The sequence below is a fragment of the Clostridium sp. genome, assembly GCF_036642255.1.
In the GTDB taxonomy this organism is placed as follows: Bacteria; Bacillota; Clostridia; order Clostridiales; family Clostridiaceae; genus Clostridium_J.
The window spans coordinates 21,946-36,259 of sequence record NZ_JAVWDJ010000015.1 but is presented as its reverse complement, the minus strand read 5'-3'; the positions used below and the strand labels follow the sequence as shown (position 1 = coordinate 36,259).

Here is a 14,314-nt window from a genome sequence, read left to right as displayed (position 1 = left end):
GTTATACATAAATTAGAAGCAATATAAAGGAGACGGGATGGCATGATTAAAGTTTGTAATGTGAGTAAAAGTTTTTCAAAAGTGAGGGTGTTAAATGATGTTACTTTTAGTGTTGAAGAAGGGGATATTTATGGTGTTATTGGACATAGCGGTGCCGGGAAATCAACTTTACTTCGGTGCTTTAATGGCCTCGAAACCTTTGATGGAGGAACCATTAATATAATGGGAAAAGATGTAAAGAAACTAACGTCTAAAGAATTAAGAGAGTTTAGAAAAGATGTGGGGATCATATTTCAAAGTTTTAATTTAATTAATAGAAAAAATGTATTTGAAAATATAGCTTTTCCGCTGGAAGTATGGGGTATGGATAAAGGTTTTATTAGGAAGAGAGTTGATAGTTTAATAGATTTAGTAGGACTTAATGATAAAGCAAGTAGCAACGTAAAGAAACTTAGTGGAGGGCAAAAGCAAAGGGTTGGTATTGCAAGAGCTTTGGCTTTGAATCCAAAAATATTGCTTTGTGATGAAGCAACCTCTGCATTAGATCCTAAAACAACAAAATCCATATTGGAGCTTTTAAGAGATATCAATAATAAGTTAAATATAACAATTATTGTGGTTACGCATCAAATGGAGGTGGTAAAAGAAATTTGTAACAAATTTATTCTTTTAGAAGGAGGTGAGATTAAAACCAAAGGGAGTACTGATGATTTATTTGTAAAACCAACAAAGGAAATGAAAACTCTCATGGGAGAGGAAGAATTGTTACCTAACAATGGTAACAATATCAAGATATTTTTTCCAAAGGAAATTAGTCAAAGATGTGTCATTACTTCTATGGCAAGGGAATTAAATGTTGACTTTTCAATAGTTTGGGGAAGGCTTGAAAAATTTAGAGATAACGTAATGGGAAGTCTTATTATTAATGCCAGCGAAGAGAGTAAGGAAAAGATATTAAGTTATTTAGATGAGAAATCTATAGGATGGGAGTTGATTTTAGATGTTGTTTAAGGATATTTTATTGCCTGCGCTTTTAGATACCTTGTATATGGTATCTGTGTCTACAATTTTTACAGTGATTTTAGGATTTATTCCAGCGGTGGTACTGATAATAACCAGTCCAAAAGGGTTGAAACCAAATGACTTAATATATAAGAGTTTAAATTTGGTGATAAATATACTTCGCTCCTTCCCGTTTATTATATTAATGATATCTATTTTTCCATTAACAAAGTTTATTGTTGGAACAACTATCGGTACAAATGCGGCTATAGTTCCACTAACTCTTGGAGCAGCTCCCTTTGCAGCAAGAATAATAGAGTCTGCACTTTTAGAGGTAGATCATGGAATTATTGAAGCAGCTAAATCTGTTGGCGCAAAAACTCATCAAATTATATTCAAGGTGATGATTAAAGAAGCAATGCCCTCCATAATTTTGGGAATTACTTTAACCATTATAAACATTATAGGTTATTCAGCCATGGCTGGAACCATTGGAGGAGGAGGGCTAGGAGATATTGCAGTAAAATATGGCTATTATAGATTTCAAACTGATATCATGATTTACACTGTAATTATATTAATTATTGTTGTGCAAATTATCCAAGGTGTAGGAAACTTACTGTACAGAAAAATGATTAGATGATAAGTAAGGTACTTTTTATAAATAATTTTTCTAGAGTGACTTAATGCGAGTAAAGGTCATTTTACACAAAGGCTTTTACAATTAGAGTTTATAAACACTACACTTAAAAGGATATACATCAACATAAAAACTGGTTGATTAATTTAAGATTATAAAAACGATGAATTGACATTAAGTGTCTATATGTATAAATAAAAAATATTAGGAGGAATTTAAAATGAAAAAAATAATTAGTTTATTATTATCAGTTGCTTTAATCTCAACATTAAGTGGTTGTGGAGCAAAAACAGAAGTGGTACAAACCGAGGGAAAAGTAATTAAAGTAGGTGCATCACCAGTACCTCATAAAGAAATATTAGAGGTAGTAAAACCGCTACTTGAAAAGGATGGATATAAGCTTGAAATAGTAGAATTTACTGATTATGTAACTCCAAATACAGCTCTTGCAGAAGGACAAATCGATGCTAATTTCTTTCAACATGTACCTTACCTACAATCATTTGCGGCTGAAAGAAAATTAGAGATTGACTATACTGTGAAGGTTCATATTGAACCAATGGGTTTGTACTCTAGCAAGTATAAAGAGTTAAGTGAATTAAAAGATGGAGCTGAAATAGCTATTCCAAATGATCCTACTAATGAAGCGAGGGCGCTTAGAGTACTTGAAAAAGCAGGACTATTAAAATTAAAGGATGGGGACCTTATTTCTAAACTAGATATAACAGAGAATGTAAAAAACTTTAAAATAACAGAAATTGATGCCCCTCAACTTCCAAGAGTTTTAAATGATGTTGATGCAGCGGTAATAAATTCAAACTATGCAATAGAAGCTAATTTGAATCCAACTAAGGACTCATTAGCTATTGAAGCAAATGATTCACCATATGCCAATGTGCTTGCGGTTAGAAAAGAAGATAAAAATAAACTTGCCATTGTTACACTTTCAAAGGCTTTAAATTCACCAGAAGTGAAAAAGTTCATTGAAGGTAAATATGAAGGTAATATAGTTCCAGGATTTTAGATAATTACACAATTATGAACAATATTGGCAAAAAACATTTAAAAGAGGTGTTATATAGCACCTCTTTTATGCTACAATAAATTTTATTTACTACAGTGAATTTAATCTTTTTTCGGACTTAGGATAATAGATTAGTATGTCTTTACCATATAAAGTGATATAATTTAATTTCAAAGGAAAAACAAATCAGAGGTAGCAAGTAAAGAAGCTATATTTAAGGAGATATCTATGAACGGGAATATTCGTGCAAATATAAAACCAGGTAGCCATGTGAAGGTAGTGCAAAAACAAGATCAAAGAAGCGGTAAATTAACAGAGGGCATTGTGGAGACCTTACTTACCAATTCTGCTAATCATCCCCATGGAATTAAAGTAAGACTTGTGGGAGGAATTGTTGGGAGAGTTCAAGAAGTACTTTCTTAGGCTTGCATAAATCATTTTTAAGCAAAGAGTAAACACACTGTAAGAGTAAAACTTTTGTGGTGTGTTTTTTGAATTAGTGGAATAATACAACTTTTGATGCAATTATAGAAAATCTTCAAATGGATAAAACTAATTCAAAAGCAATAACAAAATTATAACGACATTTTGGAAAATAAATTTCTAATCCATCCATAATACTTAAACTTGTTTATGGCAGAAATCAAATCTTATTCCATAATGAAAATATAATAACCTTGTTAATTGCTTAAAAGGTACTATGTGAAATCAGAAATGAATAGACTTTTTCATATGGTATTTTGCTAGAGAGGAATGAAAACAGTGGAAGGTAAAAGTTTTAAATCCATGACATTAAAAGCTATATTATTAATAATAAGTATATTTTACGTTTCATTCTTATATATGGATTTTTTTAGTATAAGAAGTTATATATCAACTGATATAATTAAGTTTATATCCATTTTACTCTGCTTTTTAATAGGTCTACTTACTGGAAAAGATGCCATTAATATAAGAGATAAGCATTTACTTCAAGTTGGGCTTTTTTTCACCATAATGGCAGACTTATGCCTACTTATTCTTGATTATTTTGTTTTAGGCATTGTTTTATTTTGTATAGTTCAGATAACTTACTTTGTTAGGTACAAAGTTAATCAATCTGGTAAATCATCAGTTGTAAGATTTCTAATCTTATTTGAAGCATTGATAGTTCTATACATTGTAGCAAATTTCTTTTTTGTTAGAATACCGTTTTTATTTGTAATAGCATTATTTTATTCTATATGCTTGGGAAGTAGTGTGGTAAAAGCCTTAAAAGCGTGCAAAAACAACACATTTTTATGTCATAATAAGTACATGATTGCCTTTGGAATGATACTTTTTCTCTTGTGTGATATAAATGTAGGTATATACAATATGCCTAGGTTCTCATATTTATCAGGTTATTTTACTGAAGGTTTTTACAATACTTCACGACAATTAGTATGGTTTTTTTATTTGCCTTCTCAAGTGCTTTTAGCTTTAAGTGGATATAAGTTTTACATGATAAAAAAATAAATTCACCTATTTAAAGCTACATGAATAACATTCTACTGGAGATTATTTTATTACAGGTGAAGTCTGTGTGCTAACATGATGGTATATAGGATAATGATTGCCAAGTCATTTCTCTTAGCTATAGAGGGAAATAAAAGAATTAAAAACTCGACTTATAGCTTTTGAAAACTGTGTCCATGAATTGTTTTTATAAGAACTAAAAAATTTACAAGATTGATTGAGTTTATTAAAGAATAAATTTTTTTATATAATTGTACTTACTTGTTTAAAAAATAGAGAGAACTTTGATGTGACAGAGTTCTCTTTATATTATTAATATGTAACAAATGAGTTTATATTAATTTAGTTATAATTATAAGTTTAAAAATCAAGGAAGTAACTTTATTGCGTTTTATTTATTAATAACACTATGAAAGTATTAAAGTCACAGCAAGTTGCTTAGGTCTAACAACACAGGACGTAGGTTTAGACTGCCACCAAAGAAAGCTTTCGAGACTAAGCAATACCGCTTGTAGTAGCTCACAGACTTAAGCTTCCAAAATGTTGTTAAAAGTCAGAGATGGCATTCCTTTCATTGGAAAATCACATGAAAACTATTGCAAATTTAACTTGTTAATTATTTAATAGAGTAGGGTGTTTAAAAATTATATTGTTTCACACTTCTAATGTTATAAACAAATAGAACAGGAGTAAAATCGAATGAAGAAATTTAAAAAGTTTTATATAGAAATCACAAATGTATGTAATCTTGCGTGTAGTTTTTGTCCGCAAACTAAGAGAAGGGCTGAATTTATGAGTTTAGAGACCTTTAGCAATATACTAGATCAAATAAAGGCTCACACAGAGTATATATATTTTCATGTGAAGGGGGAACCTCTTCTTCATCCTGAAATAGATAAATTCCTCGATTTAAGCTATGAAAAAGGCTTTAAGGTTAATATAACTACTAATGGAACCCTTATAAATAAAGTTAAGGATAAAATAATGATGAAACCAGCATTAAGACAGGTTAACTTTTCATTGCATAGCTTTGATGGTAATGAAGGTGGAAAAAGTAAGAATGAATATATTAATAACATTCTTTCATTTGTACAAGAAGCTGTTGAAAATACAAATGTCTATATATCTTTAAGGTTATGGAATGTAGATAAAGATAGTGAAACCAATATTCAAAAGAAAAAGAATGGTGAGATTCTTGAGGTAATTGAGAAGAAATTTAATTTAAACTACAAAATAGAGGAAAAAGTCATTCCAGGTAGTGGTATAAAAATTTCACCTAGAATATATTTAAATCAGGATCATGAGTTTAAATGGCCAGATTTAAATGAAGAGGAAGATGAGGGAAAGGGATTTTGCTATGGGCTCAGAAATCAAGTAGCTATATTGGTAGATGGCACAGTAGTGCCATGCTGTCTCGATGGAGAGGGGATAATTAACTTGGGCAATATTAACAAAACGAACTTTTCTCACATTGTAGAAAGTGAAAGAGCAAATAATATTTTCCATGGATTTTCAAGAAGAGAAGCAGTTGAGGAACTATGCAGAAAATGTGGATACAGAAGGAAATTTGGTAATTAGCTTATGGTTTATATAATTTTCATAATTAGTATAGGCTAAAGTTTAAGGGGATTAATATGGGGAAAGTTGGTGTCAAAAATGAAAAAAAACAAGTTTTTAACTACTACTTTAATATTGGTATTCTTGATAATATTAGGTGGTTGTAGTAATATTAGCTCTTACCAAAAAGAAATTTATGATGATGATTCTAAAATATCAAAGCAAGGTGATAGCTATAGTTTTGCTTTGAGAAGTGGTAGCACAAATGGAAATGAAACTGAAATAAAATTTATAACCTTTAATGGAATGGAAACTCTTTTTAACATTGATTCAAAGGAAGAAGGAACTATTAATCTAGACTACAATTCTGAAATTAATAGTGGTTTATTTAAACTAGTGTTAATAAACCCTGACGATGAAATAATTAATATTTTTGAGGGGAGCCAAAATGGAAGTACTACTGTGAACATAAAAAACGGGAAAAGTAGACTAAAGATAGTTGGAAATGATGCAAAGGGAGAGATAAAGCTTCTTATTAAAGAAAATGGTAACATTAAAATATATAATTCTGAGAATTAGAATATCATTTGCTTTGTTTATATGAACATTACTTTTTCAATATAAAATTTTAGGAATTAAAATGCTAGAATATTGATGGTGAGGATTCTACCAAAGATACAAGATATTACAATGCTATTTAGTGATATATGGAATGCTCAGATTTGTCAGGTAGTTGATCCAAAAAGGACAGCAAGGTTTGTCATGCCAAAATGGACTCTTGAAGCGTATGAATTTAACTTTTAATGTAGATAATTTCAAAAACTAAGGATATAATATTAAAAAGTGCATTTAATAGCTTTTTAGAAGAATAACTCTTAAAAATACATTTGCATGAGCATGTCTTTATGAAGTAAAAGTTTCTTTTTAAAGGTGATATTAAGTGAATTTTTTCATTTTTGAAAAACAAAAGAATTAAGGAGTAAACTATGAGATTAAATTACAAAGTTCCTAAAGAACTAGCGTCAGCTTTGAAAGACTTAATTGATTCGTATTTGGACGATTTAATAGACTATGATAAGTTGAAAGAAAGATTAATAAAGCTTGTTGAGGCTAACGAAGATAGGATTTATAAGGATGGAATAATGTCTTTAAAAATATCTAATGTGTTAGGTGAGTCAAGGGTAGAAATAGTTAATAAAATAATGGATAAATAATCCTTAAAATTGAACATTTGAAAAATGCCTCAACAAAATTGTTGAGGCATTTTTTGTAAAAATCTCAAGACAATCAATTGTTAAATAAAGGTGTTTTCATTTAGAACTTGGCCGAAGATACTGGAAGTTCACATAATTTCATAGGCTAACATTAATTTATATTAATTAAATAAGTTAAGAATTGCGTTATATAATATGTGATTATTAAATAAATAGAAGGTAAATGATGATTTTTTTGTGAATTTGTATATGGTAAATTAATTAATATTGTTTTATACTAATAATAATTTAAAGAAATAAGAATATTTGTATGAATTTTAATTTACAGTAGATTATATCCAGCTGAAGTTCATTTAAATATTGAAAAAATAGAAAAATGATCACTCTAAAGCGTAATTAAATAATTATTTGATGAATAGGGGAAAAGGTCTAAATTGAAGTTAGTAATTTAATGAGATTTGTAAAATCCACGTTAAATTTGAATATTTTTAAGTTGAAAGTTTTTTCATAGCTAGGGGGGGGCTTACTTGGATAATTTTATTTTTCAAATTAAGGATTTAAAAAGTTCCAATTCTATTGGTGATACTATAAATGGTATAGATTTAGATTTAAAGCCTAATGAAGTTCTTGCTTTGGTAGGTGATAATGATTCCATAACAAGAACATTTACCCAAGCTGTTTCAGGGCAAGAAAAGAATGTAAAGGGTAGAGTAATATTTAAAGGAGTGGAACTTGATATTTCACAAATAGATAAAATTCATGGTGTATCATTTTTACTTCAAAAGTCATTATTAGTTAAAACTCTATCAGTTGCTGAAAATATATCATTAGATAATATGCCAACCTTAGGTTTTTTACCCTTAGTCAATTGGAGAAAAGTTAAAAAAAATGCTAAAGACCTGCTAGAAAAGTTCAACTTCGAAGTAAATTATAAAGCTACAGTATCTAAGTTATCAGATGAGGAAAGAAAATTAGTAAGCATCGCTAAAGCTTTCTCTAATAACTCAGATTTTATAGTTTTACATAATCCAACTGAAGGATTGAGTTCTGAGTCTGTTCAGAAATTATATCAAATGATTCAGAACTATAAAGTTGATGGAAAAAGCATAATATATGTTACAAAAGTATGGGAAGAAGCTTTAAAAGTTGCAGACAGAATTTCAGTAGTATCAGAAGGTAAGACTAAAAAAACTTTTATGTCAGAAGAGGCTAAAAAGAATCCACAAGAGTTACTAAATATTTTAGGTAGATATAATCGTAAAGATAATCAGGAGAAAATAGACAGTGAGAACGAGGAAGTTTTAGATGCTGTTTTTAGGGCAGCGGAATTTTTAACTTCCGAATATGAGTTAAATGACGTACTATCATTACTATCCAAGCAGGTTACAAAATTCATGAATGCAGATGGCTGCACCATTCATTTAATTGATGAAGGTACAAATACAATTATAGATACTTTGGAGTTTAAGATTAAAGAGGAATTACACGCGAAGTTAAAGAAAGAGATTATCTTGAGCATTGTTGAAAAGGGAAAGTTATATTATACAAATCAGAATAATAAAGACTTTCCTTCTATTTTTGAACATAATAATAAAGTAAAAACTATTATTTGTGTTCCAGTTTTAATAAGATCTCGGGTAACAGGAATTGTTCAAATTTTCTATGAGGAATTTTATGCTCAATCCAAAGAGGAGACAAAGTATTTATCGGCTTTTGCACGACATGCTGCACTGGCAATTGAAGATACTAGATTAATGGGGAGGTCAGCGCTACTTCAAGAAAGTCACCATAGAATAAAAAATAACTTACAAGGAATTATCAATATTATCTCTCTGCAAAAACAAGTAAGTGAAACTGAGGTTGAACATAAGTTAAATGAAGTTCTGGATAATACTATATCTCGGATTAAAAGTATAGCAGCGGTTCATGACTTGTTGTCTAAGGATAAATTGGGTAGAAGTATTATTAATATTAAAGATATAGTAGAAATAGTAGCGAAATATTCAAGTGCAATGAATAAAAAGCTAAAGATTGAGTTAGAGTTAGATGATATATTTATACCGTATAATAAAGCTACGTCCATTGCTTTAATTATAAATGAACTTATAAGTAATTGTATTAAACATGCCTTTCCTAGCGATGGTAAGGGCATTATCGATATAAAGTGTCAAAAATATAAAGACTATATTTTACTATCGGTTGAAGACGATGGTGTAGGTATTACCCCAGAATTTGATATTGATAACATGAATAGCTTAGGAGTGTCGATAGTATCCTCTATTATAAAGTATGAATTCAAAGGAAATATAGAGTTTATCTTAAAGGCAAAAGGAACAAAGGTTAAGATAAAATTACCAAATGAAAAGGTTTTTGTAACTTATATGAAAAGAAATGAAAGTATATAGGGGGGAGCTTATTAATGAGTAAATCATTAAGGATTTTACTAGCAGAAGATGAATATTTATGCCTTATGGGTCTAGTAGCGAATTTGAAAAAGCTTGGGCATGAGATTATCGGAGAAGCCTGTGATGGTGAAGAGGTTGTAAAAATGGCACTTGAAAAGAAGCCAGATTTAATTATTACAGATATTAATATGCCCTTTTTAGATGGTATTACAGCTCTTAAGAGGATTAATGAAGTAATGTTTATTCCAAGTATAATAGTAAGTGGTTATCATGACAAAGAGTTAATAGAAAGAGCAACGAAACAAGGTATATTTAATTATTTAATTAAGCCTGTAGATGCATGGGATTTAAAAGTTGCTATTGAAGTGGCTATGTCTAAGTTTGAAGAGTTTAAAAAAATTAAGAGCAAGTTAGATGAGACTGAAAAAACTCTTGAACATCGAAAGCATATAGAAAAATCTAAAGGCATTTTAATGGACAGGTTCTACCTAAGTGAAGCTGAGGCTATGAAGAAATTGCAAAAAATGAGTAAGGATAAAAATAAAAAAATGATAGATATAGCTAAAGAGATTATTGAAGCTAATAAACTTTTAAGTTAGTAAAATTCTAATCATAAAATGCTTGATATAAAAATATAAAAATTTAGAAGTATTTATTCTTGACTTTATATAAAAAATAGAATAAACTTTTAATAAACATAAAAAAAGTTGAAAAATAAATGAAGTTTTAGATGTTTATTTTTTTATCTTGTATGTATACGTTTTAAATAATAATAAAATAAATATTAATAAATAAAATTTTTGATTAATTTTGTTTGAGTTATTCCTATGGCAGGTATAAATTACAAGAATTAATCATATAGTTAAAGTAAAGTGAAAATTAAATATATTGAATTTTGTGTTTATGGTAGATTCAGAATTCTAGAGGTTATGGTGCCTCGTATATACATGAGCCCTAGGGAGTTTTATGCCCTTCTCATGTATAGACGAGGCATCTCTTTTTATATAATTCTAATTTCTAAACTAAATAAGGTTATTTATTAGATGCTAGTAACATTTTATTCAAGTCATTAAAAACATTAGAATATTTCTTAATTCTAGATAGTAAAAGCACTTCATAAAGCACTGCATAGCATTTAAAAAATAATCTTAAACTATACATAACAAGTTACTAAAGTTTGTTATTTGAAGGGAGGAGTTATGATTTAAAGGGAGATTCAAAGGATTGATGAATAGGGACTTTCAAAATGAAAACTTCAAGTAAAGGTTTACTGTTATTTAATTTAGGAGGGGTATTATAATGAAAATGAAAAAAATATTAGGTTTAGTAATTGCTACAACTTTGTTAGTTACAGGATGTAGTACAACTGCAAAAACATCAACAGACAAAGAAGCTACTGGTGCAGCTAAGGAAATAACTATAGGAATGTCTTTCCAAGAAATGGACAATCCTTATTTCATTACTATGAATGAGGCTGTTGAAGAAGCAGCAGCTTTGGTTGGAGCTAATCTTATAGTTACTGATGCAAAGCATGATGTAAATAAACAAACTAGTGATATAGAAGATATGATTCAAAAGGGTGTGGATATTTTACTACTAAACCCAACAGATAGTAAGGGGATCGAAACAGCTGTTGTTACAGCAAAAAAGGCCGGAGTTACAGTAGTTTGTGTTGACGCACAAGCAAATGGACCAATCGATTCTTTTGTAGGCTCTAAAAACTATGATGCAGGATATCAAGCTGGAAAACAGTTAGCAAAAGATTTAAATGGAAAAGGAAAAGTTGCTATTCTTAATGGTATTCCAGTAGTTCCAATTCTTGAAAGGGTAAAAGGCTTTGAAGCTGCTATGAAGGAATTCCCAAATATTCAAGTTGTAGATAATCAAAATGGGGAACAAGAGCGTAGTAAGGCAATGACTGTTACAGAAAATATGATGCAAACAACTCCAGATTTAAATGCGATCTTCAGTGTTAATGATACTGGTGCTCTTGGATCTGTTGCTGCTATAGAAAGTGCTGGAAAAGATATTGGGGTTTACAGTGTTGATGGTGCACCAGAAGCAGTAAAAGCTATAGTTGAAGGGAAAATCTTCAAAGCTACAGTTGCTCAATATCCTCGTGACCAAGTAAGAATAGCTTTTGGAATAGCATTAGCTAAACAACTAGGTGCTCATGTCCCAACAGAAGTACCAGTAGATGTAAAGTTATTGACAAAAGAAAATGCTAATGGTTTCAGTTGGTAAGAGTTTTTGTTAATAATATTGGCACTCCAATTTTTGGAGTGCCATACTTTAATTTTTTTAGTGAAATATGTACTGGTGGAATCGAATGTCTTTCCAGATATGATTCAATAAAACTAGCTTATTATAGTGATTAAGTTCACTATTTAAATGATCTTAGCAAGAAAATGGAGGAGGTGTTACAGTGGATAAAATTTTAGAGTTAGTGAATATAAGAAAAGAATTTCCTGGTGCAAAAGCTCTAGATGGTGTAAGTTTTGATGTAATGCGTGGAGAAATTCATGCCTTAGTTGGAGAAAATGGAGCAGGAAAATCAACTTTAATGAAAATTTTATCTGGAATTTATAAACCTACCAGTGGTAAGGTGATTTTTGATGGAAGAGAGATTGTTTTAGAAAATACAAAACAAGCACAAGAATTAGGAATAACCATTATACATCAAGAATTTAGTTTGATTCCTTATCTCAATGCTGTTGATAATATATTTTTAGGTAGAGAATTGAGAAAGAGTAATGGTCTGCTAGATAGGAAGGCTATGAAAGAAAAGGCTCAGGAGCTGTTAAAAAGAATTGATGTTGAGGTCAATTTAGATGTAACGGTGGACGAACTTAGTGTAGCGGAGCAGCAATTTATTGAGATTGCTAAGGCAATTTCAGTGAATTCAAAATTCCTAATATTAGATGAACCAACAGCCACATTAACTGAGGGTGAGACAAAACATCTCTTTGATTTAATGAATACTTTAAAGAAAAATGGAGTAACTATGATTTTTATTTCTCACCATATGGATGAAATATTTGAGATAGCAGACAGGTTTAGTGTTTTAAGAGATGGAAAATGGATTGGTACTGAATCAATTGATAAAGTTACTGAAGGTATAATTATACATATGATGGTTGGAAGAGAATTGAATGAGACTTTCCCACAACATAAAAACCTTGAAGATGAAAAAGAAGTGGTTTTGGAAGTAAGAAACCTGAATAACAGCAAGGTGAAAAATGTATCTTTTAAACTTAACAAAGGTGAAATATTAGGGATTTCAGGCCTGGTAGGATCTGGAAGAACTGAAGTGGTAAGAGCATTAATTGGTGCAGATAAAGTAGAGAAAAAAGAGATCTTTATAAAGGGGAAAAAGACTAATATTGAATCTCCTTATGAAGCATTAAAGAGTGGTATAGCTTTAATACCAGAGGACAGGAAAAGCCAAGGACTAGTTTTGGAGGCATCTATTAAGAGTAATGTTAGTTTAGCTGGGCTTGATAATATTATTGGCAAGTTTAAACTTATTGATAAGACTAAAGAAAAGAGCATTGTTGATAAGTTTGTGAAAAGCTTAAGTATTAAGACGCCTGGTATTGAGAGATTAGTAAAAAATTTAAGTGGTGGAAATCAACAAAAAGTGGTAATAGCTAAATGTTTAAATACAGAAAGTGAAATCTTGATTTTTGATGAACCTACTAGAGGTATAGATGTAGGAGCAAAATCAGAAATATATAAACTTATGAGGCAATTAGTTGATACAGGGATTTCGATTATTATGATATCATCAGAACTTCCAGAAGTGCTAGAAATGAGTGACAGAATACTAGTTATGCGTAAGGGTGAGATAACTGGAGAATTAAGTGCAAAAGAAGCAAGTCAAGAAAAAATTATGTATTATGCAACCGGGGGTGTAGAGTAAATGATTGATTCTCAAAAAGCATATGAACCAAAAAAAAGTGGAAATTTTTTAACTGGAATTTTAAAAGGAAAAGAGTTAAAGAAAGAATTTGTAACCTTCTTGGGATTTTTAGGACTATGTTTATTAATGACATTAGCTTCGGATAAATTCTTAGATTATGATAACTTAGTTAACATAATAAGACAAGTTGCAATAAATGGAATTTTAGCTGTGGGTATGACCTTTGTTATTTTAACATCAGGAATCGACCTTTCTGTTGGATCTGTTATGGCAATTGCAAGTACCGTTATGGCTGGTGCTATGATTAATTTTGGAATGCCTCCTATTGTGGCTGTACTTCTAGGTATTGCTGTAGGGGCAATATTTGGACTTATAAATGGTACCTTGATTGCTTATGCAAAGATGCCTCCAATCATTGTTACCTTGGCAATGATGGAGATTCCTCGTGGATTAGCCCTTTTATATACTGGAGGATATCCATTAGCTGGGCTACCTGATGGATTTTCGTTCTTAGGTAGAGGATATTTATTCAATATAATCCCAATGCCAGTTATTGTTATGCTTCTTATCTATGCAATTGCTTATATAATTTTAAATCATTTACCTATGGGTAGATACATCTATGCAATTGGTGGAAATGAAGAAGCTGTTCGTTTATCAGGGGTTAAGGTAAACAAATATAAAATCATTGCTTATCTTACAAGTGGCTTAACTGCTGCAATAAGTGGAATGGTGTTAACTTCTAGGCTTATGTCAGGGCAACCAATGGCGGGTGTAGGCTTTGAATTAGATGCTATAGCTGCAGTAGTGTTAGGTGGAACTGACATCGCAGGGGGACGTGGAAATATCTTAGGAACTTTTTTAGGTGTACTTATAATGGGAGTACTAAGCAATGGACTTAACCTTATGGGAGTTTCTCCATACGTTCAAAGAGTGTTAAAAGGACTAATAATACTTTTAGCTATTTACTTTAGTTCAAAAAAGAAAAAATAGATTGTAGTTTGAATTTTGAAAACTAATGAATGAATAAAAATTATTAATGAATGTGAAATA

The 14,314-nt window shown here is 30.3% G+C and carries 13 protein-coding genes; all 13 read left to right on the top strand.

Annotated elements, in window-relative coordinates:
• The first annotated feature begins 42 nt into the window (after window positions 1-42).
• The 13 genes from RR409_RS10240 to RR409_RS10180 all read left to right on the top strand — a co-directional run bounded on the left by RR409_RS10240 (window position 43) and on the right by RR409_RS10180 (window position 14,254).
• Complete coding sequence (locus RR409_RS10240; RefSeq protein ID WP_332557655.1) at window positions 43-1,011, top strand: methionine ABC transporter ATP-binding protein; 969 nt, start codon at window positions 43-45, stop codon at window positions 1,009-1,011.
• The gene (locus RR409_RS10235; RefSeq protein WP_332557703.1) at window positions 1,004-1,645 is read left to right on the top strand and encodes a methionine ABC transporter permease; all 642 of its coding nucleotides are present in this window, start codon (window positions 1,004-1,006) and stop codon (window positions 1,643-1,645) included. Before RR409_RS10240 ends, RR409_RS10235 begins: the two co-directional genes overlap by 8 nt.
• Before the next feature lie 217 nt (window positions 1,646-1,862).
• A complete protein-coding gene (locus RR409_RS10230; protein ID WP_332557654.1) occupies window positions 1,863-2,666 on the top strand; it encodes a MetQ/NlpA family ABC transporter substrate-binding protein in 804 nt (267 codons plus the stop codon).
• 228 nt (window positions 2,667-2,894) lie between these two features.
• Window positions 2,895-3,089 carry a YwbE family protein gene (locus RR409_RS10225; RefSeq protein ID WP_332557653.1) on the top strand — a complete coding sequence of 65 codons (195 nt, stop codon included), beginning with the start codon at window positions 2,895-2,897 and terminating at the stop codon, window positions 3,087-3,089.
• 330 nt (window positions 3,090-3,419) lie between these two features.
• Window positions 3,420-4,163, top strand: coding sequence for a lysoplasmalogenase family protein (locus tag RR409_RS10220; protein ID WP_332557652.1), 744 nt, complete (start codon window positions 3,420-3,422; stop codon window positions 4,161-4,163).
• A gap of 699 nt (window positions 4,164-4,862) precedes the next feature.
• Window positions 4,863-5,741 carry a radical SAM protein gene (locus RR409_RS10215; RefSeq protein WP_332557651.1) on the top strand — a complete coding sequence of 293 codons (879 nt, stop codon included), beginning with the start codon at window positions 4,863-4,865 and terminating at the stop codon, window positions 5,739-5,741.
• A 69-nt stretch (window positions 5,742-5,810) separates the two neighbouring features.
• Window positions 5,811-6,299 carry a hypothetical protein gene (locus RR409_RS10210; protein WP_332557650.1) on the top strand — a complete coding sequence of 163 codons (489 nt, stop codon included), beginning with the start codon at window positions 5,811-5,813 and terminating at the stop codon, window positions 6,297-6,299.
• A gap of 407 nt (window positions 6,300-6,706) precedes the next feature.
• The gene (locus tag RR409_RS10205; RefSeq protein ID WP_332557649.1) at window positions 6,707-6,934 is read left to right on the top strand and encodes a TIGR04540 family protein; all 228 of its coding nucleotides are present in this window, start codon (window positions 6,707-6,709) and stop codon (window positions 6,932-6,934) included.
• A gap of 527 nt (window positions 6,935-7,461) precedes the next feature.
• A complete protein-coding gene (locus RR409_RS10200; RefSeq protein ID WP_332557648.1) occupies window positions 7,462-9,339 on the top strand; it encodes an ATP-binding cassette domain-containing protein in 1,878 nt (625 codons plus the stop codon).
• Between the two features lie 14 nt (window positions 9,340-9,353).
• Window positions 9,354-9,938: a response regulator gene (locus RR409_RS10195; protein WP_332557647.1), complete on the top strand. Its 585-nt coding sequence runs from the start codon at window positions 9,354-9,356 to the stop codon at window positions 9,936-9,938.
• A 700-nt stretch (window positions 9,939-10,638) separates the two neighbouring features.
• Complete coding sequence (locus RR409_RS10190; RefSeq protein WP_332557646.1) at window positions 10,639-11,583, top strand: ABC transporter substrate-binding protein; 945 nt, start codon at window positions 10,639-10,641, stop codon at window positions 11,581-11,583.
• Window positions 11,584-11,764: 181 nt separating this feature from the next.
• Complete coding sequence (locus RR409_RS10185; protein ID WP_332557645.1) at window positions 11,765-13,261, top strand: sugar ABC transporter ATP-binding protein; 1,497 nt, start codon at window positions 11,765-11,767, stop codon at window positions 13,259-13,261.
• Window positions 13,262-14,254 carry an ABC transporter permease gene (locus RR409_RS10180; protein WP_332557644.1) on the top strand — a complete coding sequence of 331 codons (993 nt, stop codon included), beginning with the start codon at window positions 13,262-13,264 and terminating at the stop codon, window positions 14,252-14,254.
• The last annotated feature ends 60 nt before the right edge of the window (window positions 14,255-14,314 follow it).